The sequence below is a fragment of the Cellulomonas sp. NTE-D12 genome, assembly GCF_027923705.1.
Lineage (GTDB): Bacteria > Actinomycetota > Actinomycetes > Actinomycetales > Cellulomonadaceae > Cellulomonas.
Map to the genome: position 1 here is coordinate 2140688 of NZ_AP026442.1, position 26221 is coordinate 2166908.

General features: G+C 72.2%; 20 protein-coding genes and 2 rRNA genes. 3 read left to right on the forward strand and 19 right to left on the reverse strand.

Going from position 1 to position 26221, the window contains the following annotated elements; genetic code table 11:
* The 5 genes from QMF98_RS09900 to QMF98_RS09920 form a co-directional block, all read right to left on the reverse strand.
* A complete protein-coding gene (locus QMF98_RS09900) occupies positions 1-333 on the reverse strand; it encodes a non-heme iron oxygenase ferredoxin subunit (RefSeq protein WP_337972904.1) in 333 nt (110 codons plus the stop codon).
* The gene (gene sufD, locus QMF98_RS09905) at positions 330-1625 is read right to left on the reverse strand and encodes a Fe-S cluster assembly protein SufD (protein ID WP_337972905.1); all 1296 of its coding nucleotides are present in this window, start codon (positions 1623-1625) and stop codon (positions 330-332) included. The genes QMF98_RS09900 and sufD overlap by 4 nt, the downstream gene beginning before the upstream one ends.
* Positions 1625-3064 (reverse strand): Fe-S cluster assembly protein SufB, encoded by a 1440-nt coding sequence (sufB, locus tag QMF98_RS09910; protein ID WP_337972906.1) that lies wholly within the window; start codon positions 3062-3064, stop codon positions 1625-1627. Before sufB ends, sufD begins: the two co-directional genes overlap by 1 nt.
* Entirely contained in the window at positions 3061-3849 is a 789-nt protein-coding gene (locus QMF98_RS09915; protein ID WP_337972907.1) for a helix-turn-helix transcriptional regulator, read from the reverse strand. The genes sufB and QMF98_RS09915 overlap by 4 nt, the downstream gene beginning before the upstream one ends.
* 187 nt (positions 3850-4036) lie before the next feature.
* Entirely contained in the window at positions 4037-5698 is a 1662-nt protein-coding gene (locus tag QMF98_RS09920) for a bifunctional 3'-5' exonuclease/DNA polymerase (protein ID WP_337972908.1), read from the reverse strand.
* 90 nt (positions 5699-5788) lie between these two features.
* Here QMF98_RS09920 and QMF98_RS09925 point away from each other — a divergent pair, with 90 nt between their 5' ends.
* From QMF98_RS09925 to QMF98_RS09935, 3 genes are read left to right on the forward strand one after another with little or no spacing between them, the layout of a single operon-like run.
* Positions 5789-6712: an ABC transporter ATP-binding protein gene (locus QMF98_RS09925; protein ID WP_337972909.1), complete on the forward strand. Its 924-nt coding sequence runs from the start codon at positions 5789-5791 to the stop codon at positions 6710-6712.
* Positions 6709-7455, forward strand: a complete 747-nt coding sequence (locus QMF98_RS09930; RefSeq protein ID WP_337972910.1) for an ABC transporter permease — start codon at positions 6709-6711, stop codon at positions 7453-7455. The genes QMF98_RS09925 and QMF98_RS09930 overlap by 4 nt, the downstream gene beginning before the upstream one ends.
* Positions 7456-7496: 41 nt before the next feature.
* Positions 7497-8465, forward strand: coding sequence for a COX15/CtaA family protein (locus QMF98_RS09935; RefSeq protein WP_337972911.1), 969 nt, complete (start codon positions 7497-7499; stop codon positions 8463-8465).
* A 64-nt stretch (positions 8466-8529) separates the two neighbouring features.
* Here the strand turns inward: QMF98_RS09935 and QMF98_RS09940 are convergent, their stop codons facing one another.
* The 14 genes from QMF98_RS09940 to QMF98_RS10005 all read right to left on the reverse strand — a co-directional run bounded on the left by QMF98_RS09940 (position 8530) and on the right by QMF98_RS10005 (position 25970).
* Entirely contained in the window at positions 8530-9147 is a 618-nt protein-coding gene (locus QMF98_RS09940) for an NUDIX domain-containing protein (protein WP_337972912.1), read from the reverse strand.
* Complete coding sequence (gene pyrG, locus QMF98_RS09945; protein WP_337972913.1) at positions 9144-10805, reverse strand: CTP synthase; 1662 nt, start codon at positions 10803-10805, stop codon at positions 9144-9146. Before pyrG ends, QMF98_RS09940 begins: the two co-directional genes overlap by 4 nt.
* Before the next feature lie 85 nt (positions 10806-10890).
* A complete protein-coding gene (murJ, locus tag QMF98_RS09950) occupies positions 10891-12525 on the reverse strand; it encodes a murein biosynthesis integral membrane protein MurJ (protein WP_337972914.1) in 1635 nt (544 codons plus the stop codon).
* On the reverse strand, positions 12522-13379 hold the full coding sequence (locus QMF98_RS09955) for a hypothetical protein (RefSeq protein ID WP_337972915.1): 858 nt from the start codon (positions 13377-13379) through the stop codon (positions 12522-12524). Before QMF98_RS09955 ends, murJ begins: the two co-directional genes overlap by 4 nt.
* Positions 13376-14368 (reverse strand): copper transporter, encoded by a 993-nt coding sequence (locus QMF98_RS09960; RefSeq protein WP_337972916.1) that lies wholly within the window; start codon positions 14366-14368, stop codon positions 13376-13378. The genes QMF98_RS09955 and QMF98_RS09960 overlap by 4 nt, the downstream gene beginning before the upstream one ends.
* A 49-nt stretch (positions 14369-14417) precedes the next feature.
* Positions 14418-15605, reverse strand: a complete 1188-nt coding sequence (gene steA, locus QMF98_RS09965) for a putative cytokinetic ring protein SteA (RefSeq protein WP_337972917.1) — start codon at positions 15603-15605, stop codon at positions 14418-14420.
* Positions 15606-15611: 6 nt separating this feature from the next.
* Positions 15612-17348, reverse strand: coding sequence for a DNA repair protein RecN (gene recN, locus QMF98_RS09970; RefSeq protein ID WP_337972918.1), 1737 nt, complete (start codon positions 17346-17348; stop codon positions 15612-15614).
* Positions 17345-18298: an NAD kinase gene (locus tag QMF98_RS09975; protein ID WP_337972919.1), complete on the reverse strand. Its 954-nt coding sequence runs from the start codon at positions 18296-18298 to the stop codon at positions 17345-17347. Before QMF98_RS09975 ends, recN begins: the two co-directional genes overlap by 4 nt.
* Positions 18295-19107: a TlyA family RNA methyltransferase gene (locus QMF98_RS09980; protein WP_348773363.1), complete on the reverse strand. Its 813-nt coding sequence runs from the start codon at positions 19105-19107 to the stop codon at positions 18295-18297. The genes QMF98_RS09975 and QMF98_RS09980 overlap by 4 nt, the downstream gene beginning before the upstream one ends.
* 8 nt (positions 19108-19115) lie before the next feature.
* The gene (locus QMF98_RS09985) at positions 19116-19277 is read right to left on the reverse strand and encodes a hypothetical protein (protein ID WP_337975599.1); all 162 of its coding nucleotides are present in this window, start codon (positions 19275-19277) and stop codon (positions 19116-19118) included.
* Between the two features lie 104 nt (positions 19278-19381).
* Complete coding sequence (locus QMF98_RS09990) at positions 19382-20392, reverse strand: HAD-IIA family hydrolase (RefSeq protein WP_337972920.1); 1011 nt, start codon at positions 20390-20392, stop codon at positions 19382-19384.
* Positions 20389-21114 (reverse strand): hypothetical protein, encoded by a 726-nt coding sequence (locus QMF98_RS09995; RefSeq protein WP_337972921.1) that lies wholly within the window; start codon positions 21112-21114, stop codon positions 20389-20391. The genes QMF98_RS09990 and QMF98_RS09995 overlap by 4 nt, the downstream gene beginning before the upstream one ends.
* 1560 nt (positions 21115-22674) lie before the next feature.
* Positions 22675-22791 (reverse strand): 5S ribosomal RNA (gene rrf / locus QMF98_RS10000).
* Between the two features lie 71 nt (positions 22792-22862).
* Positions 22863-25970 (reverse strand): 23S ribosomal RNA (locus QMF98_RS10005).
* Positions 25971-26221 lie beyond the last annotated feature (251 nt).

Genomic DNA, 26221 nt, shown 5'->3' on the forward strand with positions numbered 1-26221 from the left:
TCAGAGCGGGGCGTCGACGTCCACGAGCACCTGCTCGCCGTCGACGGTCAAGGGGTAGACGGGCACGGGCCGGACGGCGGGCGGGGACAGCGGCTTGCCGGTGCGCAGGTCGAACCGCGACCCGTGCAGCCAGCACTCGATCGTGGCGCCCTCCACCTCGCCGTCGGACAACGAGACCTGGCCGTGCGAGCAGATGTCGCTGATGGCGTGCAGCTCGCCGTCCTCGTCGCGGACCACGGCGATCTCGACGGTGCCGTCAGCACCCTCGAGCTCGACGCGGAACGTCCCGGCCACGGGGACGTCGGACGCCAGGCACGCGCGCTGAGCGCTCATGCCTGCTCCGCCTCTGCCGGGACCGCCTCGCCGGTGAGGGGCGCGCCGTCGGCGCTGCCCTCCGCGTGCGGGGCGACGACGACGCCGGAGCGCGCCAGCTCGTTCTCGATCGAGGCGAGGAGACGGTCCTCGACCTCCGGGACGCCGATCTGGTGCAGCAGCTCGGCGAAGAAGCCGAGCACCACCAGCCGCCGCGCGTCGACCTCGTGGATGCCGCGAGAGCGCAGGTAGAACAGCTGCTCGTCGTCGAACCGACCGGTGGCGCTGGCGTGGCCGGCACCCTCGATCACGCCGGTCTCGATCTCGAGGTTCGGCACGGAGTCGGCACGGGCGCCGTCGCTCAGCACCAGGTTGCGGTTCAGCTCGTAGGTGTCGGTGCCCTCGGCCTTCGCCTGGATCAGCACGTCGCCCACCCACACGCTGTGCGCGCCCTCGCCCTGCAGGGCGCCCTTGTAGGCGACGCGGGACCGGCACGACGGCACGGCGTGGTCGATGAACAGGCGGTGCTCCTGGTGCTGGCCCGCGTCGGCGAAGTACAGGCCGAGCGCGTTGAGGTCGGCGCCCTCGCCCGTGAACTCGGCATCCGGTGTGATGCGCACTACGTCGCCGCCGAGGGTGACGACGATGTGCCGCAGCGTGGCGTCACGCCCGACCCGCAGCCGGTGCGCGGAGTCGTGCACCGAGCCCGGCGCCCAGTCCTGCAGGGAGATGACGGTGAGATGGGCGCCCTCGTCGACGACGATCTCGACGGTCTCCGCGAGCGTCGCCTGGCCCACGTGGTCGAGGACGACGGTGCCCTCCGACATCGGCTCCGCGTGCACCAGCAGATGGGTCGCGGTGGGCTCGAGGGACGAGCCCTCCACCACCACCGAGGTCACCTGGGAGGCGACCGCCTCGCGCGGCAGGGTGACCACCGTCGAGCGCGGGAACGACGCCCAGGACGCGGCGGCGATCCGGTCGCCCGGCTTGCCCGCGCTGCCCAGCCGCTCGTCGTCGCGGTCGACGATCTCGACCCGCACCTCGGGGCTCTCGACCACGGTGGTCAGCACGCCGTGCCCGGTCAGCAGCCCGTCACCGGCCGCGAGCAGCGGCGCCAGCCGGTCCATAGGCGAGAACCGCCACTCCTCCTCGCGCCCGGTGGGCACAGGGAAGTCGGCGACGTCGAAGCTGGTCCGCCGCGCGGCCCGGCTCGTCTCCGGCACCGCTGCGACGCCGTGGGAGTGCTTGCCGTCGGCGACGGCCCGGGAGTGGTCGGTCGACAGCCCCGTGGGCTCGTTCGTCGTGGTCGTCATCAGCCGACGGCACCTTCCATCTGGAGCTCGATGAGGCGGTTGAGCTCGAGCGCGTACTCCATGGGCAGCTCACGCGCGATGGGCTCGACGAACCCGCGCACGATCGTGGCCACGGCCTCCTGCTCGGGCAGGCCTCGGGACATCAGGTAGAACAGCTGGTCCTCGCTCACCCGCGAGACGGTCGCCTCGTGGCCCATCGTCACGTCGTCCTCGCGGACGTCGACGTACGGGTAGGTGTCCGACCGGGAGATCTGGTCCACCAGCAGCGCGTCGCAGAGCACGCTCGAGCGGGACCCCTCGGCACCCTCGAGGATCTGCACCAGCCCGCGGTAGGAGCAGCGGCCGCCGCCGCGCGCCACCGACTTGGACACGATGTGGCTGGACGTGTTCGGGGCGGCGTGCACCATCTTCGAGCCGGTGTCCTGGTGCTGGCCCTCTCCCGCGAAGGCGATCGACAGCGTCTCGCCGCTGGCGTGCTCGCCCATCAGGTAGACGGCCGGGTACTTCATGGTGACCTTGGAGCCGATGTTGCCGTCGACCCACTCCATGGAGCCGCCCTCGGCCACGGTCGCCCGCTTGGTGACCAGGTTGTACACGTTGGTCGACCAGTTCTGGATGGTCGTGTACCGCACGCGGGCGTTCTTCTTCACGATGATCTCGACCACGGCGGAGTGCAGCGAGTCGCTCTGGTAGATCGGCGCCGTGCAGCCCTCGACGTAGTGCACGTACGAGCCCTCGTCCGCGATGATCAGCGTCCGCTCGAACTGGCCCATGTTCTCGGTGTTGATCCGGAAGTAGGCCTGCAGCGGGATGTCGACGTGGACGCCCGGCGGCACGTAGACGAACGACCCGCCCGACCACACCGAGGTGTTCAGCGAGGCGAACTTGTTGTCCCCCGGCGGGATGACGGAGCCGAAGTACTGCTCGAAGATCTCCGGGTACTGCTTGAGGCCGGAGTCGGTGTCGAGGAAGACGACGCCCTGCTTCTCCAGCTCCTCCTGGATCTGGTGGTACACCACCTCGGACTCGTACTGCGCGGCGACGCCGGCGACGAGGCGCTGCTTCTCCGCCTCCGGGATGCCGAGCCGGTCGTACGTGTTCTTGATGTCCTCGGGCAGGTCCTCCCAGCTCGCGGCCTGCTTCTCCGTCGACCGGACGAAGTACTTGATGTTGTCGAAGTCGATGCCGGACAGGTCGGCACCCCACGACGGCATCGGCTTCTTGTCGAAGAGGCGCAGGGCCTTCAGGCGCGTCTTCAGCATCCACTCGGGCTCGCTCTTCAACGCGGAGATGCCGCGCACCACCTCCTCGGACAGGCCGCGGCGCGCGGTGGCACCGGCGAGGTCCGTGTCGTGCCAGCCGTAGCCGTAGGTCCCGATCGAGGCGATGGCCTCGTCCTGGGTCAGAGGCGTGGTGATCGGCTCCGTGGGTGCGCTCATGCTGTCGGTCCTTCCGTCGCGATCACGGGGGTGGTCGGTGCTGCTGGGACCCGGCGGGTGCCGGTGGGGATGCTGCCGGTCGGGATGCTGGTGGTGCAGACGTGGCCGCCAGAGGTCAGCGTCGCCAGGCGCTGGACGTGCACGCCGAGCAGGTGGCCGAACGCGCGGGTCTCCGCCTCGCACAGCTGCGGGAACTGGGCCGCGACGTCCTGCACGGGGCAGTGACCCTGGCACAGCTGCACGGCGTCGGTGCCCGGGACCGGACGCGCCGACGCGGCATAGCCGTGGTCGTCCAGAGCCCGCGCGAGCGCCTCCGCACGGGCGGTCATGTCGGTCCCGGCTGCGTCGACCGCCGGGGCGATCTGCCGCTCCAGGTCGCCGACACGCTCGGCGGCGAACTTCTCGACCGCCTCCTCGCCGGCGGCGCTGGCGAGGAACGCGAGCGCCTCCGCGGCGATCTCGGCGTACCGGTGCTCCAGGTCGTGCTGGCCCCGGGTCGCGACGACGAACCGGCGGGCCGGACGTCCGCGCCGGGCACGTGCACCGCCCGTCGCCGCGTGCGGTGCGATCTGCCCGTTGTGCTCCAGCGCGGACAGGTGGCGCCGCACCCCCGCCGGGGTCAGGTCGAGCGCAGCGGCCAGCTCGACGGCGCTGATCGGCCCGTCCGCGGCGATCAGCTCGAGCACGCGCTGCCGCGTCCGGGTCTCCAGGTCGTCCACCCGCCCGGAGGACGCTCCGGCGAGCACGCCTCCGGCCGGCACGACGACGGGCAGCAGGCTGCTCATGCGCACCTCCACAGGAGACGGGTTGACCGGTGCGACGAGCACCGGCTCGAGATGTCCAGGACCGACGCGGTGGTCGCTCCTGATATCGGCAACATCCTTGTTGCCAAAATACATCCCGGCAAGCAAGGCCTGCCTTCCTCGTCCGCGATGCGGCCACCGCGCGGGACGCGACGCGCGAGCTGCCCGGTCAGGCGCCCTTCGCGTCGCCGTACGACGTGGCCGTCCCCACGGAGAGCGGGAACTCGACCGGGAAGTCGCCGAACAGCAGCCGCCCGGCGGCCACCGCGGCGGCACGGACCTCCTCGACCACCACGGGGGCCAGGGCCGTCGGGGTGTGGACCACAAGCTCGTCGTGCAGGAAGTAGACGAGGTGCGGGCGCGCGGCGAACGGCTCCGCCGCGCGACCGACCGCAGCCGTCGGTCCCATCGCCCACAACCTGCGCCGCGTCTCCGCGATCCAGGCCAGGGCCCACTCCGCTGCCGTGCCCTGCACGACGAAGTTCCTGGTGAAGCGGCCCCAGCCCCGGCTCGCCACCCGGGCCCGGGACTCCTCGCCCGCACCTGCGTCATCGGACAGCGCCTCAACCTGGGATCGGGCCCAGGCCGCCCCCGGCCGCGGCGAGCCCCGTCCCAGCAGGGTCGACACCACCTCCCCGCGCTCGCCGGCGCGAGCGGCCGCCTCGACGTACGCCAACGCGTCCGAGTACGCCCGGGCGATCCGCGGCAGCACCGCTGCGCTCGCGCCGGTGGTGCCGCCGTAGAGCGCGCCCAGCATGCCGACCTTCGCCAGCGCCCGCTCCGGCACCACCCCGGCCGCCACCATCGCGGCGTAGAGGTCGTGGCCCCGGCCCGCTGCGGCGAGCTGCTCGTCGTGCGCCAGCCCGGCCAGCACGCGCGGCTCCAGCTGCGCCGCATCGGCGACGACCAGGCTCCACCCCTCGTCGGCACGCACGGCATCGCGCAGGTGACGCGGCAGCTGGAGGGCACCACCGCCGCTGCTGCCCCACCGACCGGTGACCACCCCTCCGACCACGTACTCGGGACGGAAGCGCCCGTCGTGCACCCAGGTGTCCAGCCACGCCCAGCCGTTGGCGGTGTGCAGGCGTGACAGCCGCTTGTACTCCGTCAGCGGTGCGACGGCTGCGTGGTCCAGACCCTCGAGCTCCCACTTCCGGGTCGAGGTCACCGGCAGTCCTACGCGGCGCAGCGCACGGAGCAGGTCCGGTTGCGAGTCGGGGTTCAGCGCCGGTGCGTCCAGCTCCGACCGCAGCTGCTCCGCGAGCTGCTCGAGACGGTGGGGCCGCTCACCGGCGCGCGGACGTGGCCCGAGGAGCGAGCGGAGCACCTCGTCGTGCACCGCCGGGTCCCACGGCACGCCGGCGTGTCGCATCTCCGCCGCCGCCAGCGCACCGGCCGACTCGGCAGCCAGCAGCAGCCTCAACCGTGCCGGTGGGGCGGCGTGCTCGACCGCCTCGTGCTGCGCGGTCAGCTCCGCCAGGCACGTCTCCTCGTCGAGCGGCCGCTCGGCCCGGACCTCGTCGAAGAGCGTCTCGGCGGGAGGTCCGGGCTCGGCCGGAGCCGGCGCGTCGAACGGGCCGGCCGCGGCGGTCGCCAGCCTCGAGGTGGCGACGGCCGGCGCGAGGCGCAGGACGCGATGCGCGAGCCGCAGGTCCAGGCAGCGATCGACCCGGACCCCGTCGGCCAGCAGGCCGGGGTACAGGGCCGACGTGTCGCTCCACACCCAGCGCGGCGCCGACTCGCGGCCGACCACGGCGTGCGGCACCCCCCGGTCCACGCGGCGCACCCGTGCGGTCACCCCGTCGGGGTGCCGGGTGACCAGGAGCAGCACCCGACCACCCTCCCGCACACCACCCACACGGCGCGCGGTCCGCCACCGCCCGCGCCAGGGGCCACAGGGCGCCGGGATAGAGTCGCGCCCGTGCCGCTCTCCCCAGCCGTCGAGGTGACGGGGCTGCTCAAGCGCTACGGCACGGACGTCGCGGTCGAGGGGCTCGACCTGGTCGCGGAGTCCGGACGGGTGACCGCGGTGCTCGGCCCCAACGGCGCCGGCAAGACGACCACCGTCGAGATCTGCGAGGGTCTGCGACATCGCGACGGCGGCGACGTGCGGGTCCTGGGCCTCGACCCCGCGCACGACGCCACGACGCTGCGACCGCTGGTCGGCGTGATGCTCCAGGACGGCGGACTGCCGAACACGCAACGGGCGGGCGACGTCCTGGAGCACGTCGCGCGCATGTACGCCGACCCGGTCGACACCGGCGAGCTGACGGAGCGCCTCGGCCTGCGCACGTTCGCGCGCACCTCCGTGCGACGGCTGTCCGGCGGCGAGCGGCAGCGGCTCGCGCTCGCCGTGGCGCTCGTCGGACGTCCCCGTCTGGTCTTCCTCGACGAGCCGAGCGCGGGGCTGGACCCCCAGGCGCGACACGCCGTGTGGGACCTCGTCGGCGAGCTGTCCGCCGACGGGGTGTCCGTGGTGCTCACCACGCACTTCATGGCCGAGGCCGAGGCCCTGGCGGACCACGTCGTGATCGTCGACCACGGGCGTGCGATCGCCTCCGGCACGGTCGCCGAGCTCGTCGCCTCGGGAGGCACCACCACGCTGCGCGTCGAGGCCGCGAAGCCCCTCGACCCGGCCGCGCTGGCGACGGCGCTGGGATCGGCGTTCACGGTCGAGGCCGCCGGCCGCACGGCCTGCAGCGTCACCGGACCTGTCGACCCCAGGTCGGTGGCTGCCGTCACGGCGACGCTCGCCGACGCGGACGTGCAGGTCACCCGCCTGGAGCTCGGCCGCCGCACGCTCGAGGACGTCTTCCTCGACCTGACCGGGCGGAGCCTGCGATGACCACCGCCGCCCCCGCCTCCAGGCGGATCGCCGCGCAGAGCGCCTTCGAGCTGCGCGCGGTGCTCCGCAACGGCGAGCAGGTGATGGTGACGGTCCTGCTGCCGCTGATCCTGCTGGGCGGCCTCGCGCGGGCCACCTTCGTCGCGCTGGACACGGGCGGCGCGACCCGCATCGACCTGGTCACACCGGGCGTGCTCGCGTTCGCGCTGATGAGCTCGGCCTTCACCTCACCGGCGATCACCACGGCGTTCGACCGGCGCAACGGCGTGCTGCGCCTGATGGCGACCACCCCGCTCGGCCCCACCGGGCTGCTCGTCGGCAAGCTCGTCGCCGTGCTGGCCGTGCAGGTGATGCAGGTCGTGGTGATCGGCGGTGCGGCCGTCGCGCTCGGCTGGCGACCCGAGCCGGGCGGCATCCTGCCGGCGGTCGTGGCCTGGCTGCTCGGCACCACGGCGTGGGGCGCGGCCGCCCTGCTCGCCGCAGGACGGGTCCGTGCCGAGGCGGTCATCGCGCTGGCGAACCTCGTGCTGGTGCTCCTCGCCTTCGGCGGGGTGGTGCTTCCCGCGAGCGTGCTGCCCGCCGGGCTCGCCCACGTCGTCGGCTGGCTGCCGTCGGGCGCGCTCGGCGAGTCGCTGCGTGCCGCGCTGCTGCACGGCACGTGGGCCGCCGGACCGCTGGCGGTGCTCGCCGTGTGGGCGGTCGCGCTGTCCGCCGCGGCCGCCCGCTGGTTCCGCTGGTCGTAGCCCGCCGGGACCGGTTCCGGCGGCGATCTACCCTGGTGACCGTGACCAGCGCAGCGGCCTCCGCACCTCTCGTCCGCGACCGCCTCGACACCTGGCGCTGGCGCGCGGTGGTGGCCAACCTCGTCGCGCAGGTGCTGATCATCGTCACCGGCGGTCTGGTGCGCCTGACGGCCTCAGGTCTCGGCTGCTCGTCGTGGCCCAGCTGCGAGCCGGGACACTTCACGCCGACCGTGCACGACGCGACCAGCTACCACCCGTTCATCGAGTTCGGGAACCGCACCATCACCGGTGTCCTCGTCGTCGTCTCGCTCGCGGTCGCGCTCCTCGTCGGCCTGGACCGCCGTCGCTCGGCGTCCTACCGCACGATGGCGTGGGTGCCCCTGGTCGGCGTGGTCGTCCAGGCCGTCGTCGGGGGGATGGCGGTCCTGTACCAGCTGCCGCCGGCCGTCGTCAGCGGCCACATGCTCCTGTCGATGGTGCTCGTCGCCGTGTCGACGTGGCTGGTGGTCCGCTCGCGCGAGAGCGACGCGGCGTCGACCCCCGTGGTGGACGGCGTCACGCGCCGGCTGGTCGCCGGCCTCGGCGTCGCGGCCGTCGCCGTCGTGGTCCTCGGCGTCGTGGTGACCGGGGCCGGTCCGCACTCGGGCGACGACCGGGTCGGCTACCGGTTCGCCGTCGACCCGTTCCAGATGGCGCGCGTGCACTCGCTGGCGGTCTGGCTCTTCGTCGCGCTGCTCGTCGCCGTCCTGCTGCGGCTGCGCCGCACCGGACCGGCCCCCGCCCGTCGCGCCGCCTGGCTGCTCCTCGCCGTCACCGCGGCGCAGGCGCTGATCGGCTACGTCCAGCTGTTCACCGGGCTGCCCATCGCCCTGGTCGACCTGCACATGCTGGGGGCCGCCGCGCTCGTCGTCGCGGTCGTCCTGCTCGCCGGCACCCTCCGCACGCGCGGTCCGGTGCCTGCTCTCCCGGCGCCGGGTCCGCAGCCCGCTGCAGCGGCCCGCGCCGCCTGACCGCCTCTCGAGGTCGGTCCACCGTCCCGCCGCGAGGCTCATGCTCCCGACGGCGGTGGCCTCGCTACGCCGTGACGACCTCGAGCGTGGACCAACCCGCAGCGCGGGCGGCCGCCGCCGCGAGGATCCCCACCACGGCCGTCGGGTTGTGCAGCCGTCCGCCGAGCACCGAGGCGACCGCCTCGTCGAGCGGCAGCCAGGAGGCGACCATCGTCGCCTCCTCGTCGATGCGCTCGTAACGGTCGCCGTGCGGCACCGGCGAGAGGTCCCGCGCCAGGTAGACCGTGATCGACTCGTCGGAGCTGCCCGGTGAGGTGAAGAAGTCGACCAGCCGCCACCACGAGGCCGCCCGCAGGTCGGCCTCCTCGGCGAGCTCGCGCGCTGCCGCAGCGACGGGGTCCTCCCCCTCGACGTCCAGCAGCCCGGCCGGCGGCTCCCACAGCTCCCGACGGACCGGGTGCCGGTACTGGGACAGCAGCAGCACCCGGTCCTCGTCGTCCAGCGCGATCACACCGGCCGCACCGGGGTGCGCCGTGTACTCGCGCAGCACAGGCTCGCCACCCAGGTCGACGTGGTCGGCGACCACGTCGAACACCGCCCCGTCGTGCAGCACGCGGTGCTGCACGACGGGACGGCTCGCGACCGTGTCGGTCGGCTCCGGGGTGGCGGGCCGGGTGGTCATGCGGAGCGCCGCTTCAGCGCCGCACCGACGAGGCCGGCGAACAGCGGGTGCGCCCGCGTCGGGCGCGACTTGAACTCCGGGTGCGCCTGCGTCGCGACGAAGTACGGGTGCTCCTCTCGCGGCAGCTCGACGAACTCGACCAGCGACGTGTCCGGCGACACGCCGGAGATCACCAGGCCGGCCTCCTCGAGCTTGTCGCGGTAGGCGTTGTTCACCTCGTACCGGTGGCGGTGCCGCTCGGACACCTTGTCGGCGCCGTACAGCTCCGCGACCAGCGAGCCCGGCGTCAGCACGGCCTCGTAGGCACCGAGCCGCATGGTGCCGCCCAGGTCGCCCTCGCCGCCGACGATCGCCAGCTGCTCCGCCATCGTCGCGATCACGGCGTGCGGCGTGTCCGGGTCGAACTCCGAGGACGATGCCCCGTCCAGCCCCAGCACGTTGCGGGAGTACTCGATCACCATGCACTGCAGGCCGAGGCACAGGCCCAGCGTCGGGACCTTGTTCTCGCGGGCCCAGCGCAGCGCGCCGACCTTGCCCTCGATGCCGCGAACCCCGAAACCGCCGGGGATCACCACACCGTCCACGCCCTCGAGCGCGGCTGCCGCACCGTCCAGCGTCTGGCAGTCGTCGGAGGTGACCCAGCGGATCTTCACCCGGGCGTCGTGGTGGAACCCGCCGGCCCGCAGCGCCTCCGTGACGGACAGGTAGGCGTCCGGCAGGTCGATGTACTTGCCGACCAGGGCGATCTCGACCTCGTGCGCCGGGCGGTGCACGCGCTGCAGCAGGGCGTCCCAGCCGCTCCAGTCCACGTCGCGGAAGGGCAGCGCGAGACGCTGCACCACGTAGGCGTCGAGGCCCTCGGAGTGCAGCACGCGCGGGATCTCGTAGATGCTCGGCGCGTCCGCCGCGGTGACGACGCCCTCCACGTCCACGTCGCACATCAGCGCGATCTTGCGCTTGGTGGACTCCGGCACCTCGCGGTCGGCGCGCAGCACGATGGCGTCCGGCTGGATGCCGATGCTGCGCAGCGCGGCGACGGAGTGCTGCGTCGGCTTCGTCTTGAGCTCGCCCGACGGACCGATGTACGGCACCAGCGACACGTGCAGGAAGAAGACGTTCGCACGGCCGACGTCGTGGCGCACCTGGCGGGCCGCCTCGAGGAACGGCAGCGACTCGATGTCGCCGACGGTGCCGCCGATCTCGGTGATGATCACGTCGACGTCGTCACCGGCCTGCGCGCGCATCCGCGCCTTGATCTCGTCCGTGATGTGCGGGATCACCTGCACGGTGTCCCCGAGGTACTCCCCGCGCCGCTCGCGGGCGATCACCGTCGAGTAGATCTGGCCGGTGGTCACGTTGGCCGAGCCGACCAGGTTCACGTCGAGGAACCGCTCGTAGTGGCCGACGTCGAGGTCGGTCTCCGCACCGTCGTCCGTGACGAACACCTCACCGTGCTGGAACGGGTTCATGGTGCCCGGGTCCACGTTGAGGTAGGGGTCGAGCTTCTGCATGGTGACCCGCAGACCGCGCGAGCGCAGGAGGCGCCCGAGGCTGCTGGCCGTCAGGCCCTTGCCCAGAGAAGAGGCGACGCCTCCGGTGACGAAGATGTGCCGGGTCAGAGAATCCGACCGCCCGGAGAGTCGGTGCGCGCGATCCATCACGGGCTTCCACCCTACCGGACCGTTCGACCGGCCCGACGCCGCGGCACGCCCCGCGGCGTCGTCGGGCGGTCCCGAGCGCCGCTCAGCTCCGGGCCGGTTCGTGCTCCGCTCGCAGCATCCCGTGCACGGTCTCGCGGTCCAGGCCCAGGACCGCCCCGACCACCACGAGCAGCGCGACGAGCCCGGCTCCGGCCGCCGCCCCGAGCGCGGTCCACGCGCCGGTGCCGGCGACGTTCGACACCGCATCCGCCACCCACCGACCCGCGACGGCTGCCACCGCACCGGCACCGCCCAGGACGAGCAGCGTGCGGGTCAGTCCGTCGAGCGCCGCCGGACCCGCCGCCCGCCGCAGCGCCACGAGCGTCGCGCCGCCCCCGGCCGTCATCCCGGCCGTCGTGGCGAGGCCGAGCGCGGTCAGCACGGCGGCACGGTCGGGTCCGTGCGACGTCAGCGCGACGACGGCCACCACCGCGACGACCGCCACCGTGCCCCAGCCCACGGCGGCGCTCACGACGGCCGAACGCGCCCGCTCGAGGGCGTACAGCGTCCGGGACACGTGGAACATCGCCGCGAAGCCGACCACCCCCGGGAGCATCCACGTGAGCAGGGCCGTCATGTCGGGCTGCACGGAGGGGCTGTGCGACAGCGCCGCGAACACCCGGGCCACCGCCGGTGCGGCCGCCAGCAGGGCCGCGGCTCCGGTGGCCGCGGCGGCCAGCACGGCGCGGGTGGTGAGCGCGGACAGCCGTGCGAACCCGTCCTGGTCCGAAGCGGCGACCCGCGCGGCGACCCGCGGGAAGGTCGACGTGGCCAGGGGCACGACGAGGATCGCGTAGGGCAGCAGGTACACCTGCTGCCCGTACACGAACGTCGTGTACGAACCGCTCGTGCCGCGGGTGACGGCGAGCTGCAGCACCACCAGCACCGAGAGCTGCTGGGCGGCGACGGCCCCGACACCCGCGAACGCCAGCGACCTGAACCGGCGTGCCACGCCCGGGGGGAACCGCAGCGTCGGACGGATGGCGACCCCGAGCCGACGTACCGGCACGAGCATCGGGAAGCACATGGACGCCACGCCCGCGGTGGTCCCCCAGGCCAGCACCTGCAGGGCGGCGCCGGGGACGGCGGCCGGGTCGTCCCGTTGGCCGTGCGCCAGCAACCCGTACCCGAGGAAGGTCGCGACGACAACCAGGGACGACATCACGGGCGCGAAAGCCGGCCAGAAGAACCGCCGGTGCGCCTGCAGCACCGCGTACAGCAGCACCGTCAACCCGTACATCGGCACCTGCGCCGCGAACACGACGACGAAGAAGCGCAGGACCTCGACCGCCCCCGCACCGCGGTCCCCGGCGACGAGGTGAGCCACCGGACCGGACACGGCCGCCAGCAGCAGCCCGAGCGGGGTGAGGACGAGCAGGGTCCAGCCGAGCGCGGCGCCGACGATCCGGTCCACCTCCGCCGCGTCGCGGCGCAGCACCGGTCCTGCCAGCAACGGCACGAGCGCGCCGGCGAGGGCGCCGCCGGCTGCCACCTCGAACAGCACGTTCGGCAGCACGTTCGCGGAGTTGTAGGCGTCGGCCACCCCGCCCATCCCGACGGTGCCCGCGCCGACCAGGTAACGGACGAAGCCCAGCACGCGGGACAGCGCGGTGACCACGGCGATCATCGCCGCGGCGCCCGCGAGCCCGCCGAGCAGCCGGCGGCGCGCGGGACTCACCCCCGGCCTGGCCGGCGACGCCGGCCCCAGGCGTCGACGGCCGCGAGCGCCGGCGTCCGCTCGATCACGGCAGTGAAGCTGACCCGTTCGCTCGCCACCGTGAGGGCACCGACGGTCACCAGCCACGCGATGCGGACGGCGCGCGGAGCGCTCTGCGCGATCGCCGTGCCGAGGGCCGCCCCGAGCGCGTTCGCGCCGCAGTCCCCGAGCATGTCGGTCTCGGCCAGATCGGGCTCAGAAGCCGCCACCGCGGCGCCGAGCACCGCGCTCGCCGGCACCGCACCGGGTCCGCCGGCCAGCGCCACGGGTCCGGCGACGACGGCGGCGGCCTTCAGCGCCCGACCTGGGCGCAGGTCGAGCAGGTTCACCAGGTTCGCCGTCCCGGCGATGATCGCGGCGTCCACCAGCACGTCGGCGGTGCGCCGTCCGCGGTGGCCCACGCGTGGGAGCAGCGCTGCCGCCACCACCGCCGAGGCGCCGATCCCCAGCACCTTCAGCCCCCCGGTCGTCAGCCGGCCCCGCGCCAGGGCGCCGAGGTGTCCGCGCAGCCCCTTGGTCGGCTCTGCGGCGGCTTCACCCAGGTCGTCGAGCAGCCCGAAGCCGCCGGCGCCCAGCACCGCCACGGCAGCCGAGAGGCCACCTCGCGCCGTCGTCGCCCCGCTCACCGCCCCCGCCAGCACACCGACGGTCACGGCCGGTCCCTCGAGCAGGCTGACCGGTTCGCCGGCGTGGTTCCGGCGCGTCCACCGGGCCGGCCCGCCGGGGGGCTGCCAGTCCAGCGCACCGCGGACCACCGAGGTGGTCGCGGCCGCCGCGAAACCGGTGAGGGCGCGGCGCAGCAGCCCGACGCTCACCCGGCGGTCCGGGCGCCGGCGGTCGTCGGCACCGCCGTGCGCGCCGGCATCGGGGACAGCCCGCTGCCGAAGCCGTAGTGGCCGTTGGTCCCCGCGATGCGCGCCGCGAGCGCCAGCGGCACCGTGACCTGGCCGGTGATCGTGTCCGCGCCGGAGACCGTGGTCACCGCACCGTTCAGCGACTTGTCGGCCAGCACGGCCGACACCAGCGAACCCGCCGCGACCGACCCGTCCACCAGCACGGCGCCGTGCGAGAACGACTGTGCCGCGCCGACCACCGCGAGCGCCGAGCTCGTCGCGTCCTGCGCCGGGGTCGGTGCCGGGGTCGCCGCGCTCGTCGTCACGACCGGGACGGCCAGCACCACGACGGCGTCGGCCGGCGCCGTGACGGGGTTGGCGAGCGTGATCAGCGGTGTCTGACCCGAGGACAGCAGCTGCAGCAGCACCGTGGAGTCCTGCGTCAGGGTGTCGGGCTTGCCGGACTCGGCGCGAACCAGCCCCTGCACCAGCGCCTGCGCCAGCTGCGCCTGCACGCCCGCCCCCTGGTCGGGCGCGGGGTTCAGGTAGCCGAGGAGGTAGCCGACCAGGCCCTGCCGGAAGCTGCGTTGGTCCGTCGACGACCACGCGTCCGTCAAGGTCACGTGGGCGCTGACCGTGGCGCCGGCCTGCGTGAGCCGGGCGTCGACGGCGGTGCGCTCGTCCTGCGGGACGGCGCCGAGCGCGACGACCGCGACGCGCCGGTCCTTCAGGGTCCCCTGCACCAGCTGCCCGCTCGCCGCGTCGAGGTAGGCATCGCTGTTCTTCAGCTGGCCCGCCGTGTCGTCGAGCTGGCTGCGCAGCTGCGCCTTCTCGGTGCGGAGCTGCTGCACCTGGCCCGTGAGGGTGTCGCCCAGCGTCTGCTTCAACGGGCCGGCGCCGAGCGCGATACCCACGGCGAGCGCGAGGAAGACGGAGATCAGGGAGACGAGGTGGTACCGGAAGTCGATCACTGGACGCGCTCTCGGTCGAGGTCGGGACGGGCAGCAGGCGGGTCGGACGTCACGGCAGGCCCCCGAACAGCCCGCGCACCCACGAGACGACGTCGTCGAACCGCGCACCGAGCAGCCCGTACAGCGCCTGGCCGCCGACGGTCGACGCGAGCGCGACGCCCAGCGCGAACAGTCCTGCGGCGATCAGCAGCACCAGCTGGAGGTTGGAGATGCCGTGCCGGTACAGCTGCGACACCCCCTTGGCGTCCACCAGCTTGCCGCCCACCCGGAGGCGGGTCAGGAACGTGCTGGCCATGCCGGAACGACCCTTGTCGAGGAACTCCACCAGCGTGGCGTGCGTGCCGAGCGCCACGATCAGCTCCGCGCCCTTGTCGTCCGCGAGCAGCATCGCCACGTCCTCGCTGGTCCCCGTCGCCGGGAACACCACGTAGGGGATGCCGAGCGCCTCGACGCGCGCCAGGCCGGGTGCCCGCCCGTCGCGATAGGCGTGCACCACCACCTCGGCACCGCACCGCAGGGCCCGGTCGGAGACGGAGTCCATGTCGCCGACGATGAGGTCGGGCCGCGCACCGGCCTCGAGGATCGCGTCCGCGCCACCGTCCACCCCGATCAGCACGGGGTGGAACTCCCGGATGTACGGGCGCAGCGCGACGAGGTCCTCCTTGTAGTGGTAGCCCCGCACGACGACGAGCACCTGACGGCCCTCGATGGGCGTGCGGACGTCCGGCACGCCGACGCCGTCGAGCAGCAGCTCCCGTTCCCGCCGCAGGTAGTCCATCGTGTTGGCGGCGAACGACTCGAGCTGTACCGAGAGGCCCGCACGCGCCGCCTCCATCGAGGCCGCGACGGACTCCACCGTCTGCAGCTCCCCCTCGGCGATCAGGCGGTCCTGGTCGAACACGGCGCCGTCCGCGACCCGGATCACCCGTCCGTCGGACACCGACATGACATCAGGGCCGAGGTCGTCGACGAGCGGGACCCCTGCCGCCACCAGGATCTCGGGACCCAGGTTCGGGTACCGGCCGGAGGTGGAGCGCGCGGCGTTCAGGACCGCCGCGGGACGGCAGGCGACCAGGGCCTCCGCCGCCACGCGGTCGAGGTCGAGGTGGTCGATGACCGCGACGTCACCAGGTCGTAGACGCTTGGTCAGGGCCTTCGTGCGGCGGTCGACCCGTGCCGGGCCCACGACCTCGTCGGCGCCGGCCGTATGACCGTGCCTGCGCAGGGAGAGTTTCATCGCGGTTCATCGTCCCACGCCCGACTGCGCCAGGAGCTCCGCCGCGTGCGCGCGAGCCGCCTCGGAATCCTCCTGACCAGCCAGCATGCGCGCCAGCTCACGGACCCGGTCCTCGCCCGCGACCGATCGGACGTCGGACTCGGTGACCACGTCGTGCCCGCCCGCCGTGGACTTCGTCACCACGAGATGCGTGTCCGCGAACGCGGCGACCTGCGCCAGGTGGGTGACGACGAGCACCTGCGCCGACCGGGCGAGCTGCGCCAGGCGTCGTCCGACCTCCACTGCCGCCTTGCCGCCCACGCCGGCGTCCACCTCGTCGAACACGAAGGTGCCCGGGGTCTGCGCCCGAGCGCCGCCCGACGTCGCCAACGACACCTCGATCGCGAGCATCACGCGGGACAGCTCGCCGCCGGACGCCCCCTTGCCGAGCGGTCGCGCCGGGGCGCCGGCGTGCGGCACCAGCAGCAGCTCCACCCGGTCCGCGCCGTGCACCGAGGGCTCGTCCGCGTCCTCGACCACCACCTCGAGGCGCGCGCCCGCCATGGCGAGACCGGCGAGCTCGGCCGTGACGCTCTCTGCCAGCCTGGTCGCGGCCGCGCGCCGGGCCGCGCCGATCTCGGCGGCCAGAGCCTGGACCTCGGCGTCGAGCTCGGTGCGGCGCGTCCGCAGCGCCTCGATCCGGCCGCCGTCGTCCTCGAGCTCCAGCAGCCGCAGACCCGCCTGCCGGGCCCAAGCCAGCACACCCGCGACATCGCCGCCGTGGCTCCGTGTCAGGGTGGCCAGCTCGGCACGCCGAGACTGCACGGCCTCGAGCCGCGCCGGGTCCGCCTGCAGGTCCTGCAGATACCCGGCGAGGTCCGTCGCGACATCCGCGAGCAGGTACCCCGCCTCGGCCACGCGTGTCGCCAGGGCCGCCAGCGTCGGGTCGTGCGCGCCCGCCTGGTCCAGCAGGCGCCGCGCGGCGTCCACGAGGAGCGTCGCTGCCGGAGCCTCGCCGACCTCGTCCTCACCGGCGAGCGCGCCGTGCGCCGCGCTCGCGGCAGACCGCAGGTCCTCGGCGTGGGTCAGACGCTCCGCCTCGTCGGCCAGCGCGACGTCCTCCTCGGGCTGCGGGTCGATCCGCTCCACCTCGGCGAGTCCGAGGCGCAGGAGCTCCGCCTCGCGCGAGCGGTCCTGCGCCCGCTCGACGAGCTCGGTCAGCTCGGCGCCCACCTGGGCGCTGGTCGTCCATGCCACCCGGTAGGCCGCCAGACGATCCCGGTGCTCCGGCCCGACGAACTCGTCGAGCGCCTCCCGCTGGGCCGCCGGCGTCCGCAGGCGCAGCTGGTCCGCCTGCCCGTGCACCGTCACCAGCGCGTCCGCGATCTCCGCCAGGACCCCGTGCGGCACGGACCGACCGCCGAGGTGAGCGCGGGACCGGCCCACGCTGTCCGGCCCGGCGGCCGTCACGGTCCGCAGCAGCACCAGCGAGCCGTCGTCGTCCAGCTCCGCGCCCGCGTCGGTCACACGCGCGATCGCGTCCGGGTGGCCGTCGAGGTGCACCCGTCCCTCGACGGCGGCCGCCGGCGCGCCGACGCGGACGGTCGCGGGGTCCGCCTTGCCCCCCAGCAGCAGCGAGAGGGCGGTCAGCACCATCGTCTTGCCAGCCCCGGTCTCGCCGGTCAGCACCGTCAGTCCCGGCCCCAGGGCCATCTGGGCCTGCCCGATGACGCCGAGGTCGCTGATCCGGATCTCCTCGATCACGGCACGTCCTCCGCGGGCGTCTCCGTCTGCTGCCCCCGCCCGGCCGGCCGGGCACCCACCTCTCCGGGCGCGACGGGTCGACCCCTGCGCGGCCGCACGACGGCGGAGTGGCCGCGCCAGCCCTGGACCGACAGGCCGAACTTGTTCACGAGCCGAGTGGTGAACGGCGCCGGTGTCAGGCGGGCCATCCGCACCGGCACGTCGCTCAGCCACACCTCCAGCCGGGATCCGGGGGGTGCGTCGAGCCTGCGCCGTCCGTCGTTCGTCAGCACCGCCCCCGAGGGTGACCGTTCGAGGATCTCCACCGCGACGACGCTGTGCGGACCGATCACCAAGGGGCGAGCGAAGAGGGCGTGCGCCGCCAACGGGACGACGATCAGGCCCTCGACGTCCGGCCACACCACCGGGCCGCCTCCGGAGAAGGCGTGCGCGGTCGAGCCGGTCGCGGTCGCGACGACGATGCCGTCCGTGCCGAACGAGGCGAGCGGTCGGTCGTCGACCTCCGTGATCACCTCGATCATCTTGGCCGCCTCGGTCTTCTGCAGCGCGGCGTCGTTCAGCGCCCACCCGGTGCGCTCCTCGCCGTTCGGGCTGATGACCCGCACCTCGAGCGTGCTGCGCTCCTCGACGACGAAGTCGCCGCTCGTCAGCCTCCGGACGGCCGCGGTGACGTTGTCCGGCTCGATCTCCGCCAGGAAGCCGACATGGCCGAGGTTGACGCCGAGCATCGGCACACCGGTCCCGCGGGTGAGCTCCGCGGCCCGCAGGATCGTGCCGTCGCCCCCGAGCACCACGGCGAGGTCGAAGGTGGGCAGATCCGCTGCCGTCGCGTCCTCCTCGGCCGTGACCGGCTCCACGCCGGCGCGCTCGAGCTCACGCACCACGACCAGTGTCGCGGCCACGGCCTCCGGCCGGCCGCGGTGGGTGACGACCAGTGCACGACGTGTCATGCGTCCTCCTCCAGCACGACCGAGTCGACGCGGCCGACGGGCATCGGCTCGACCCGTCCAGCGGCTCCCGGTGCGACGAGCCGCATCAGGTACTCGACGTTGCCGCTCGGCCCCGGCAGCACGCTCCGGAGCAGGTCCACAGGGGTCAGGTCCGCCGCGTCGGCCGCCTCGAGCACACCGAGCACCGCGTCCCTGCGGAGCGCGGGGCTGCGCACCACGCCGCCGGAGCCCAGCCGCTCGCGCCCCACCTCGAACTGCGGCTTGACGAGCAGCACGAGGTCGGCGCCCGGTGCCGCGACGGCCGAGAGCGGCGCCACGACCAGGCGCAGCGAGATGAACGAGAGGTCCGCGACGACCAGCTCCGGCGGCGGTTGCACGTCTCCGGCAACCAGGTCACGGACGTTGACACCCTCCCGCACGTCGACGCGCGGGTCGGAACGCAGCTCCGGACGCAGCTGCCCGTGCCCGACGTCCACGGCGACGACCGAGGCGGCGCCCCGTCGCAGCAGCACGTCCGTGAAACCGCCCGTGCTCGCACCGGCGTCCAGGCAGCGGCGTCCCGCGACCGCGAGACCCTGCGACCGCCACACGTCGAGCGCACCGGCGAGCTTGTGGCCCGCACGGGACGCGTACCCCGGATCCTGGGCGTCGGGCTCCACGACGAGCACGCGCTCGGGCTCGACCGCCACGGAGGCACGCACCACGCGAGACCCGTCCAACCGCACCCGGCCGGCCGCGATGAGCTGCCCGGCATCGCCGCGCGACCGGGCGAGCCCGCGACGCACCAGCTCGACGTCGACCCGTGCCACGACGGTGCTCAGCGGTCCGACTCGGCGAGCCGGTCCTGGAGCGCGGCGTGCACCGCCTCGAAGGCGGAGACGTGGGCCCGCAACGGAACGTCCGAGAGCTCGGCCAGTGCGCCCAACGCCTCGTCGACGCCGTCGTCGCCCGTGCCCTCGTCCTGCAGGGACTCGGTCACCCGCCATCCTCCCGATCGCGCCTGCCGTCGCTGCGGCCCTCGTCCACGCTACCGGCTGCAGCGGGACCCCACCCTCCACCACGCACAGGGTCGGACGGCACGCGTCAGACCGACGGCAGATCGGGGACGCTCGACGGCTCGACGGGCAGCCCGGCGTCCGCCGCCGCCCACGCCGCGGCGCATGCCGCTCGCACCAGGTCGACCGCGTCTCCGCCCGGTCGCAGCTCCAGCCGGCCACCGGCCACCCGTGCCGCAGCCTCGCGACACACCCACCACTCGTCGTTCGGCGCCGGCACCGGGTGCGGCTGCAGCAGCGCACGCAGATCCGCGCCGATGTAGTGCGGCCGCTGACCCGGCACGGCGAGCACGTCGTCGCGGGCCGTGCTCACGCCCGTGAGCACGTGGAGCCCCGGGAGGTCACCCGCCCGCGCACCCGCGAGGTCCGTGTCCAGCCGGTCACCCACGACCAGCGTCCGCACCCCGCCTGCACGCGCGATCGCCAGCTGGTACATCGTGGGCTCCGGCTTGCCCGCGCTGTCCGGCGTCACGCCGGTCGCGGACGTCACGGCGAGCACGAGCGAGCCGTTCCCGGGAGCGAACCCCCGTGCGGTCGGCAGACTGAGGTCGCGGTTCGAGGCGACGTACCAGGCGCCGTCCGCGACGGCGTAGGCAGCCTCCGCCAGCTGCGGCCAGGCGATGTCCGGGCTGAAACCCTGCACGACGGCGTCGGGGTGCTCGTCGGCCGACGACACCACCGCGAACCCCTGCGCCCGCACGGCGTCCCGGAGCGCGTCGGCACCGACCACCAGCACCTTCGCCCCGCCGGCGAGACGAGTGGCGAGCAGCTGCGCGGCTGCCTGTGCGGCGGTCATCACGTCGGGACCCGAGGTCGGGATACCGAGCTCCGTCAGCTGCTGGGCGACCGCGTCCGGCGAGCGCGAGGCGTTGTTCGTCACGAACAGCGTCCGCATTCCTCGCGCCCGCGCCTCGACGAGGCTCTCGGACGCCCACGGAACCCGCTCGTGCCCGCGGTACGCGACCCCGTCGAGGTCGACCAGGGCCAGGTCGAAGAGCTCGGCCAGCGGGCGGTCGGCCGCGAGCAGGCCTGCGCTCACGCCTCGTGCCCCGGACCGTCGACGTCGGCAGCTGACGGCGGGCCGTCTCCCGCCGGGGGGTCGACCTGCTCCCCTTCGACGGTGTCGTCGAGCAGGTCGTAGACCACGACGTCGTCCTCCTCGTCGATGTCCCCGGCCGCCTCGGCCAGCTCCTCGGCCGAGTAGGGGGCGAGCTCGCGCTCGGCCTCGTCGTGCCTGCCGCACGCGTCCAGGGCCGTGGCCCGCGCCTGTGCCGCGCGTGCCGCGAGCACGCCCGTCGCGGCACGCACCTGCGGAGTGCCGAGGGCCGCCAGCGCCGCCTCCGGCTCGTCGAGGTCGAGCCGCGCACCACTGACCACCATCGCCAGCTCGACCATCGCCTCGGCGGAGAGCTCCGCGACCTGCGGATCCTGCGCCACGACCAGCGCGCGCTCGGGGCGGCCGAGCCCACGCTCGCAGTCCGCCATCACGGGGAGATGCTCCGGTGACCCGTTCAGGCGGCGCACGGTGCGGAGCTCACGGAGCGCCTCGCCGTACCGGCCGGTGCGGTACGCCGCCAGACCCGCCGCCTCGCGCACGACGTCGACCCGCCCGCCCCGCCGCACGGCGGCCTGCGCGTGCTCGTACGCCAGCTCGGGATCGGACTGGAGCAGCCTGCCCACCATCACCAGGTGGCGGCCCACCCGTTCGGCGCTGTCCTTGCTCAGGGTGCGCAGCCGCCCTCGCACGTCCCTGTCGAGCATGCTGAAGGTGACGTCCTCGGCGACCTCCGGGTCGTGCGCGCGCGGCGGAGCGTCCGTGCCAGAACCGGCCTCCCTGACCGTCGCGGGGCGTCGCGCGTCATCACGCCGTGGACGGTCCTGCATCTGGTCAGCTCGCGGTGCACCACGTCGCGGACCCGTAGACGACCCCGTGGAAGGCCGATCGGTTCGACCCTCACGCCGGGGACCCGTCGAGGTACGTGCCGCGCGAGCATCGTCACGGGAGCCGCCGACCCTCCGGTCGTCGGCGGACCACGGACGCGCCGATGAGCCGGCTCGCGGTCCGGACGTGACGCCTCTGCCCTCTCCCCGCGGAGACCCCTCACGCGGGCGACCCGCAGCCTGGCTTCCGGCGAACCGATCGCCCGTTCCGTCGACGCTCCTCCGCGTGAAGGGCCGTTCGCCCCCACGCCGGCCCTCGCCGCCGTCACGGCCGCCCGACCGATACCCGGACGAGCGATCGGCGGAGCCCGCGCTCGACGGCGCCCCGTCGACCGGACGACCCTCACGGCCGGGTCGCTGCGGTCCGCGGGCAGCCCCAGCACTCCGGCCGGAAGCCTCACCACGGGACCGGCCGGCGGTCCCGAACGGCGCCCCCGACCCAGCTCGGGCGGGACGCGCGCCCCTCAGCTCGCCGCCGGAGGATGCGCCACTCTCGTCCTGGAGCGAACGCGCCTCCGAACCCCCTGGCCCCCACGTACGCCGCTGCTCAGGACGACGAGGACCGTCGAAGCCCGGACGGGAGGCTCCAGCCCGCGTCCCGCCCGACTGCCGAGCCCCACCGGCAGCGCGCGGCGAAGCACCGCGATAGCCCCGCTCGTCCGCACCCGTCGCTCGACCGCCGGCTCCGCCGCCGGAGCTCCCCTCGCGGGCGCCCTCCGCGGCTCGGGCCGCCGGGGCACCACCAGTGCTGGAACGACCGGAGCTGCTGCCCCATCCCGTCGACCGACCACCGGAACGCAACGCCCCGCCAGCAGCCCCGGCCTGCCGGCCCGCGCGACCCTCGGCAGAATCGCGACGGCCCTCGGCGCTCCCGGCACCACCGCGGAACGCCCGCTCGGTGTCACCGGTGCGCGGAGCTCGCGAGCTGCCCCACGACGATCGTGCAGAACCACCGCCGAAACCGGCCGCCGACCCACCTGCCCGACCGCCCGACGAACCACCGGACGCCCCGTCTCGGCCCCGCCCACCGCGGGACGCACCACGGTCCCGCTCGTTGCCGCTACGGCTGTCGCTGTTCATCAGGTCCTACCTCCACGATTCAAAGGGACATCATCCCATCCCGTTCAGCTGCAGACACGCGCCCGGTACGCCGTAGCCCAGACGCGGAGCAGCGGACATCTCGAACCGTGTCGTGAGCACCGCAGGACGATGGTCGACCACAACGGCCGCAGAAGGCGTGCCCGCGTCGGCCTGCACAGCAGCGGACCGGTGATCGAATGGGGGTGGCTTCACCGGGGGTTGGCGCATCGTGGTGGAGGCAGGGTGGTGGGTGAACGCAGAAAGGCCCACCCGGTTAGGGGTGGGCCTTTCTGGAATGGTGTTCGGCGGCGTCCTACTCTCCCACATCCTGGCGGGTGCAGTACCATCGGCGCTGAAGGGCTTAGCTTCCGGGTTCGGAATGGGACCGGGCGTTTCCCCTTCGCTATGGCCGCCGTAACGGTATCGAGTTGTCAAACGGGTTCCCGTTCGTTGCTCGGGAACCGCACAGTGGACGCGTGCATGATGTTGTGGTGAAGTGGTCGGCTGATTAGTACCGGTCAGCTGCGACGGTCGTTGGTCCCGTCTTCCACATCCGGCCTATCTACCCAGTGGTCTAGCTGGGAGCCTCTCACCCCTCGAGGGGGCATGGAAACCTCATCTTGAAGCAGGCTTCCCGCTTAGATGCTTTCAGCGGTTATCCCTTCCGAACGTAGCCAACCAGCCGTGCTCCTGGCGGAACAACTGGCACACCAGAGGTTCGTCCGTCCCGGTCCTCTCGTACTAGGGACAGCCCTTCTCAAGTTTCCTGCGCGCGCAGCGGATAGGGACCGAACTGTCTCACGACGTTCTAAACCCAGCTCGCGTACCGCTTTAATGGGCGAACAGCCCAACCCTTGGGACCTACTCCAGCCCCAGGATGCGACGAGCCGACATCGAGGTGCCAAACCATGCCGTCGATATGGACTCTTGGGCAAGATCAGCCTGTTATCCCCGGGGTACCTTTTATCCGTTGAGCGACGGCGCTTCCACAAGCCACCGCCGGATCACTAGTTCCGACTTTCGTCCCTGCTCGACCTGTCAGTCTCACAGTCAAGCTCCCTTGTGCACTTGCACTCGCCACCTGATTGCCAACCAGGCTGAGGGAACCTTTGAGCGCCTCCGTTACATTTTAGGAGGCAACCGCCCCAGTTAAACTACCCACCAGGCACTGTCCCTGGTCCGGATCACGGACCGAGGTTAGACATCCGAAGCGGTCAGAGTGGTATTTCAACGTCGACTCCACGAACACTGGCGTGCCCGCTTCACAGTCTCCCACCTATCCTACACAAACCGCACCGAACACCAATACCAAGCTATAGTAAAGGTCCCGGGGTCTTTCCGTCCTGCTGCGCGTAACGAGCATCTTTACTCGTAGTGCAATTTCGCCGAGTTCGCGGTTGAGACAGCGGAGAAGTCGTTACGCCATTCGTGCAGGTCGGAACTTACCCGACAAGGAATTTCGCTACCTTAGGATGGTTATAGTTACCACCGCCGTTTACTGGGGCTTAAATTCTGAGCTTCGCCTTGCGGCTGACCCGTCCTCTTAACCTTCCAGCACCGGGCAGGCGTCAGTCCGTATACATCGTCTTGCGACTTCGCACGGACCTGTGTTTTTAGTAAACAGTCGCTTCTCCCTGGTCTCTGCGGCCCTCCACGCTCCCCGGGCAAGCCGGTTCACGCTTGAGGCCCCCCTTCTCCCGAAGTTACGGGGGCATTTTGCCGAGTTCCTTAACCACGATTTGCTCGATCGCCTTGGTATTCTCTACCTGACCACCTGAGTCGGTTTGGGGTACGGGCGGCTAGAACCTCGCGTCGAGGCTTTTCTTGGCAGCATAGGATCACCCAGTTCCCGCTTGCGCGGTCACCGTCGGCTCTCAGGCTCAGGAGGGGCGGATTTGCCTACCCCTCACCCTACGACCTTGGACGTGGACTACCATCGCCACGCCGGGCTACCTTCCTGCGTCACCCCTGTTAATACGCTTACCTACTACCGGATCGGGTCGCGGCCCGTGCGCACCGGTGCCCCCGAAGGGGCGGTGGCACGCACGAGGCGCTGAGCATCACCGGGCTCGGTATGGGCGGTTCTTCGCCGGTACGGGAATATCAACCCGTTGTCCATCGACTACGCCTGTCGGCCTCGCCTTAGGTCCCGACTTACCCAGGGCGGATGAACCTGGCCCTGGAACCCTTGGTCATTCGGCGGACGGGTTTCTCACCCGTCATTCGCTACTCATGCCTGCATTCTCACTCGTGTGGTCTCCACCGCTGGGTCACCCCGCGGCTTCACCGCCCACACGACGCTCCCCTACCCATCCACACACCTGGACCACGAAGGCCTAGTACACGTGTGAATGCCACAGCTTCGGCGGTGTGCTTGAGCCCCGCTACATTGTCGGCGCGGAATCACTTGACCAGTGAGCTATTACGCACTCTTTCAAGGGTGGCTGCTTCTAAGCCAACCTCCTGGTTGTCTGTGCAACTCCACATCCTTTCCCACTTAGCACACGCTTGGGGGCCTTAGCTGGTGGTCTGGGCTGTTTCCCTCTCGACGACGGAGCTTATCCCCCGCCGTCTCACTGCCACGCTCTGGCTTACCGGCATTCGGAGTTTGGCTAACGTCAGTAACCTGGTCGGGCCCATCGGCTATCCAGTAGCTCTACCTCCGGCAAGAAACGCGTGACGCTGCACCTAAATGCATTTCGGGGAGAACCAGCTATCACGAAGTTTGATTGGCCTTTCACCCCTAACCACAGGTCATCCCCCAGGTTTTCAACCCTGGTGGGTTCGGGCCTCCACGCGGTCTTACCCGCGCTTCACCCTGCCCATGGCTAGATCACTTCGCTTCGGGTCTAGAGCACGCGACTGACACGCCCTATTCGGACTCGCTTTCGCTACGGCTTCCCCACACGGGTTAACCTCGCCACGTACCACTAACTCGCAGGCTCATTCTTCAAAAGGCACGCCGTCACCCCTGCTAGGGAGGCTCCGACGGCTTGTAGGCACACGGTTTCAGGTACTATTTCACTCCCCTCCCGGGGTACTTTTCACCTTTCCCTCACGGTACTTGTCCGCTATCGGTCACCAGGTAGTATTTAGGCTTACACAGTGGTCTGTGCAGATTCACTCCAGGTTTCTCGGGCCCGGAGCTACTTGGGATCCCTCTCGGGAGGCCGCATCATTTCGTCTACGGGGGTACCACCCTCTGTGCCGGGCCTTTCAAGACCCTTCGACTATGACACGGCTTTCTGACTCCCTGCCCGGTCGGCAGACCGGACCGAAAGGTCCCACAACCCCGTACGCGCAACGCCTGCCGGCTTGCACACGCGCACGGTTTGGCCTGATCCGCTTTCGCTCGCCACTACTCACGGAATATCTCTTCCTGCCGGTACTGAGATGTTTCACTTCCCGGCGTTCCCTCCACACACCCTATATATTCAGGTGCGGGTCGTACGACATGACTCGTACGGGGTTTCCCCATTCGGACATCCTCGGATCACGGTTCGTTTGCCAACTCCCCGAGGCTTATCGCAGGCTACGACGTCCTTCTTCGGCTCCTGGTGCCAAGGCATCCACCCTGTGCCCTTATCAACTTGACCACAAAAATCAAAGATGCTCGCGTCCACTGTGCAGTTCTCAACCAACGACCAGGACCCACCCGGAACACCCGGCGCCCACCCCCACCAGGGAGCAGTCCACCGGACCAGGGGCCTGCCGGCCACCCGACCCCTCCCACCACCCGGAGCAGAACCCCGACCAGCAGAAGCGATCATCGCGACCCCAAGGACAACACCCGCGAACGGCTGTTCCCTCAGGACCCAACAGCGTGCCTGGCCGACCCCCACCCCTG

Coding starts and splice junctions, on each gene's coding strand:
- QMF98_RS09900 (WP_337972904.1), bottom strand. CDS start 333: ATGAGCGCTCAGCGCGCGTGCCTGGCGTCCGACGTCCCCGTGGCCGGG.
- sufD (WP_337972905.1), bottom strand. CDS start 1,625: ATGACGACCACGACGAACGAGCCCACGGGGCTGTCGACCGACCACTCC.
- sufB (WP_337972906.1), bottom strand. CDS start 3,064: ATGAGCGCACCCACGGAGCCGATCACCACGCCTCTGACCCAGGACGAG.
- QMF98_RS09915 (WP_337972907.1), bottom strand. CDS start 3,849: ATGAGCAGCCTGCTGCCCGTCGTCGTGCCGGCCGGAGGCGTGCTCGCC.
- QMF98_RS09930 (WP_337972910.1), top strand. CDS start 6,709: ATGACCACCGCCGCCCCCGCCTCCAGGCGGATCGCCGCGCAGAGCGCC.
- QMF98_RS09940 (WP_337972912.1), bottom strand. CDS start 9,147: ATGACCACCCGGCCCGCCACCCCGGAGCCGACCGACACGGTCGCGAGC.
- pyrG (WP_337972913.1), bottom strand. CDS start 10,805: ATGGATCGCGCGCACCGACTCTCCGGGCGGTCGGATTCTCTGACCCGG.
- steA (WP_337972917.1), bottom strand. CDS start 15,605: ATGAAACTCTCCCTGCGCAGGCACGGTCATACGGCCGGCGCCGACGAG.
- QMF98_RS09975 (WP_337972919.1), bottom strand. CDS start 18,298: ATGACACGTCGTGCACTGGTCGTCACCCACCGCGGCCGGCCGGAGGCC.
- QMF98_RS09995 (WP_337972921.1), bottom strand. CDS start 21,114: ATGCTCGACAGGGACGTGCGAGGGCGGCTGCGCACCCTGAGCAAGGAC.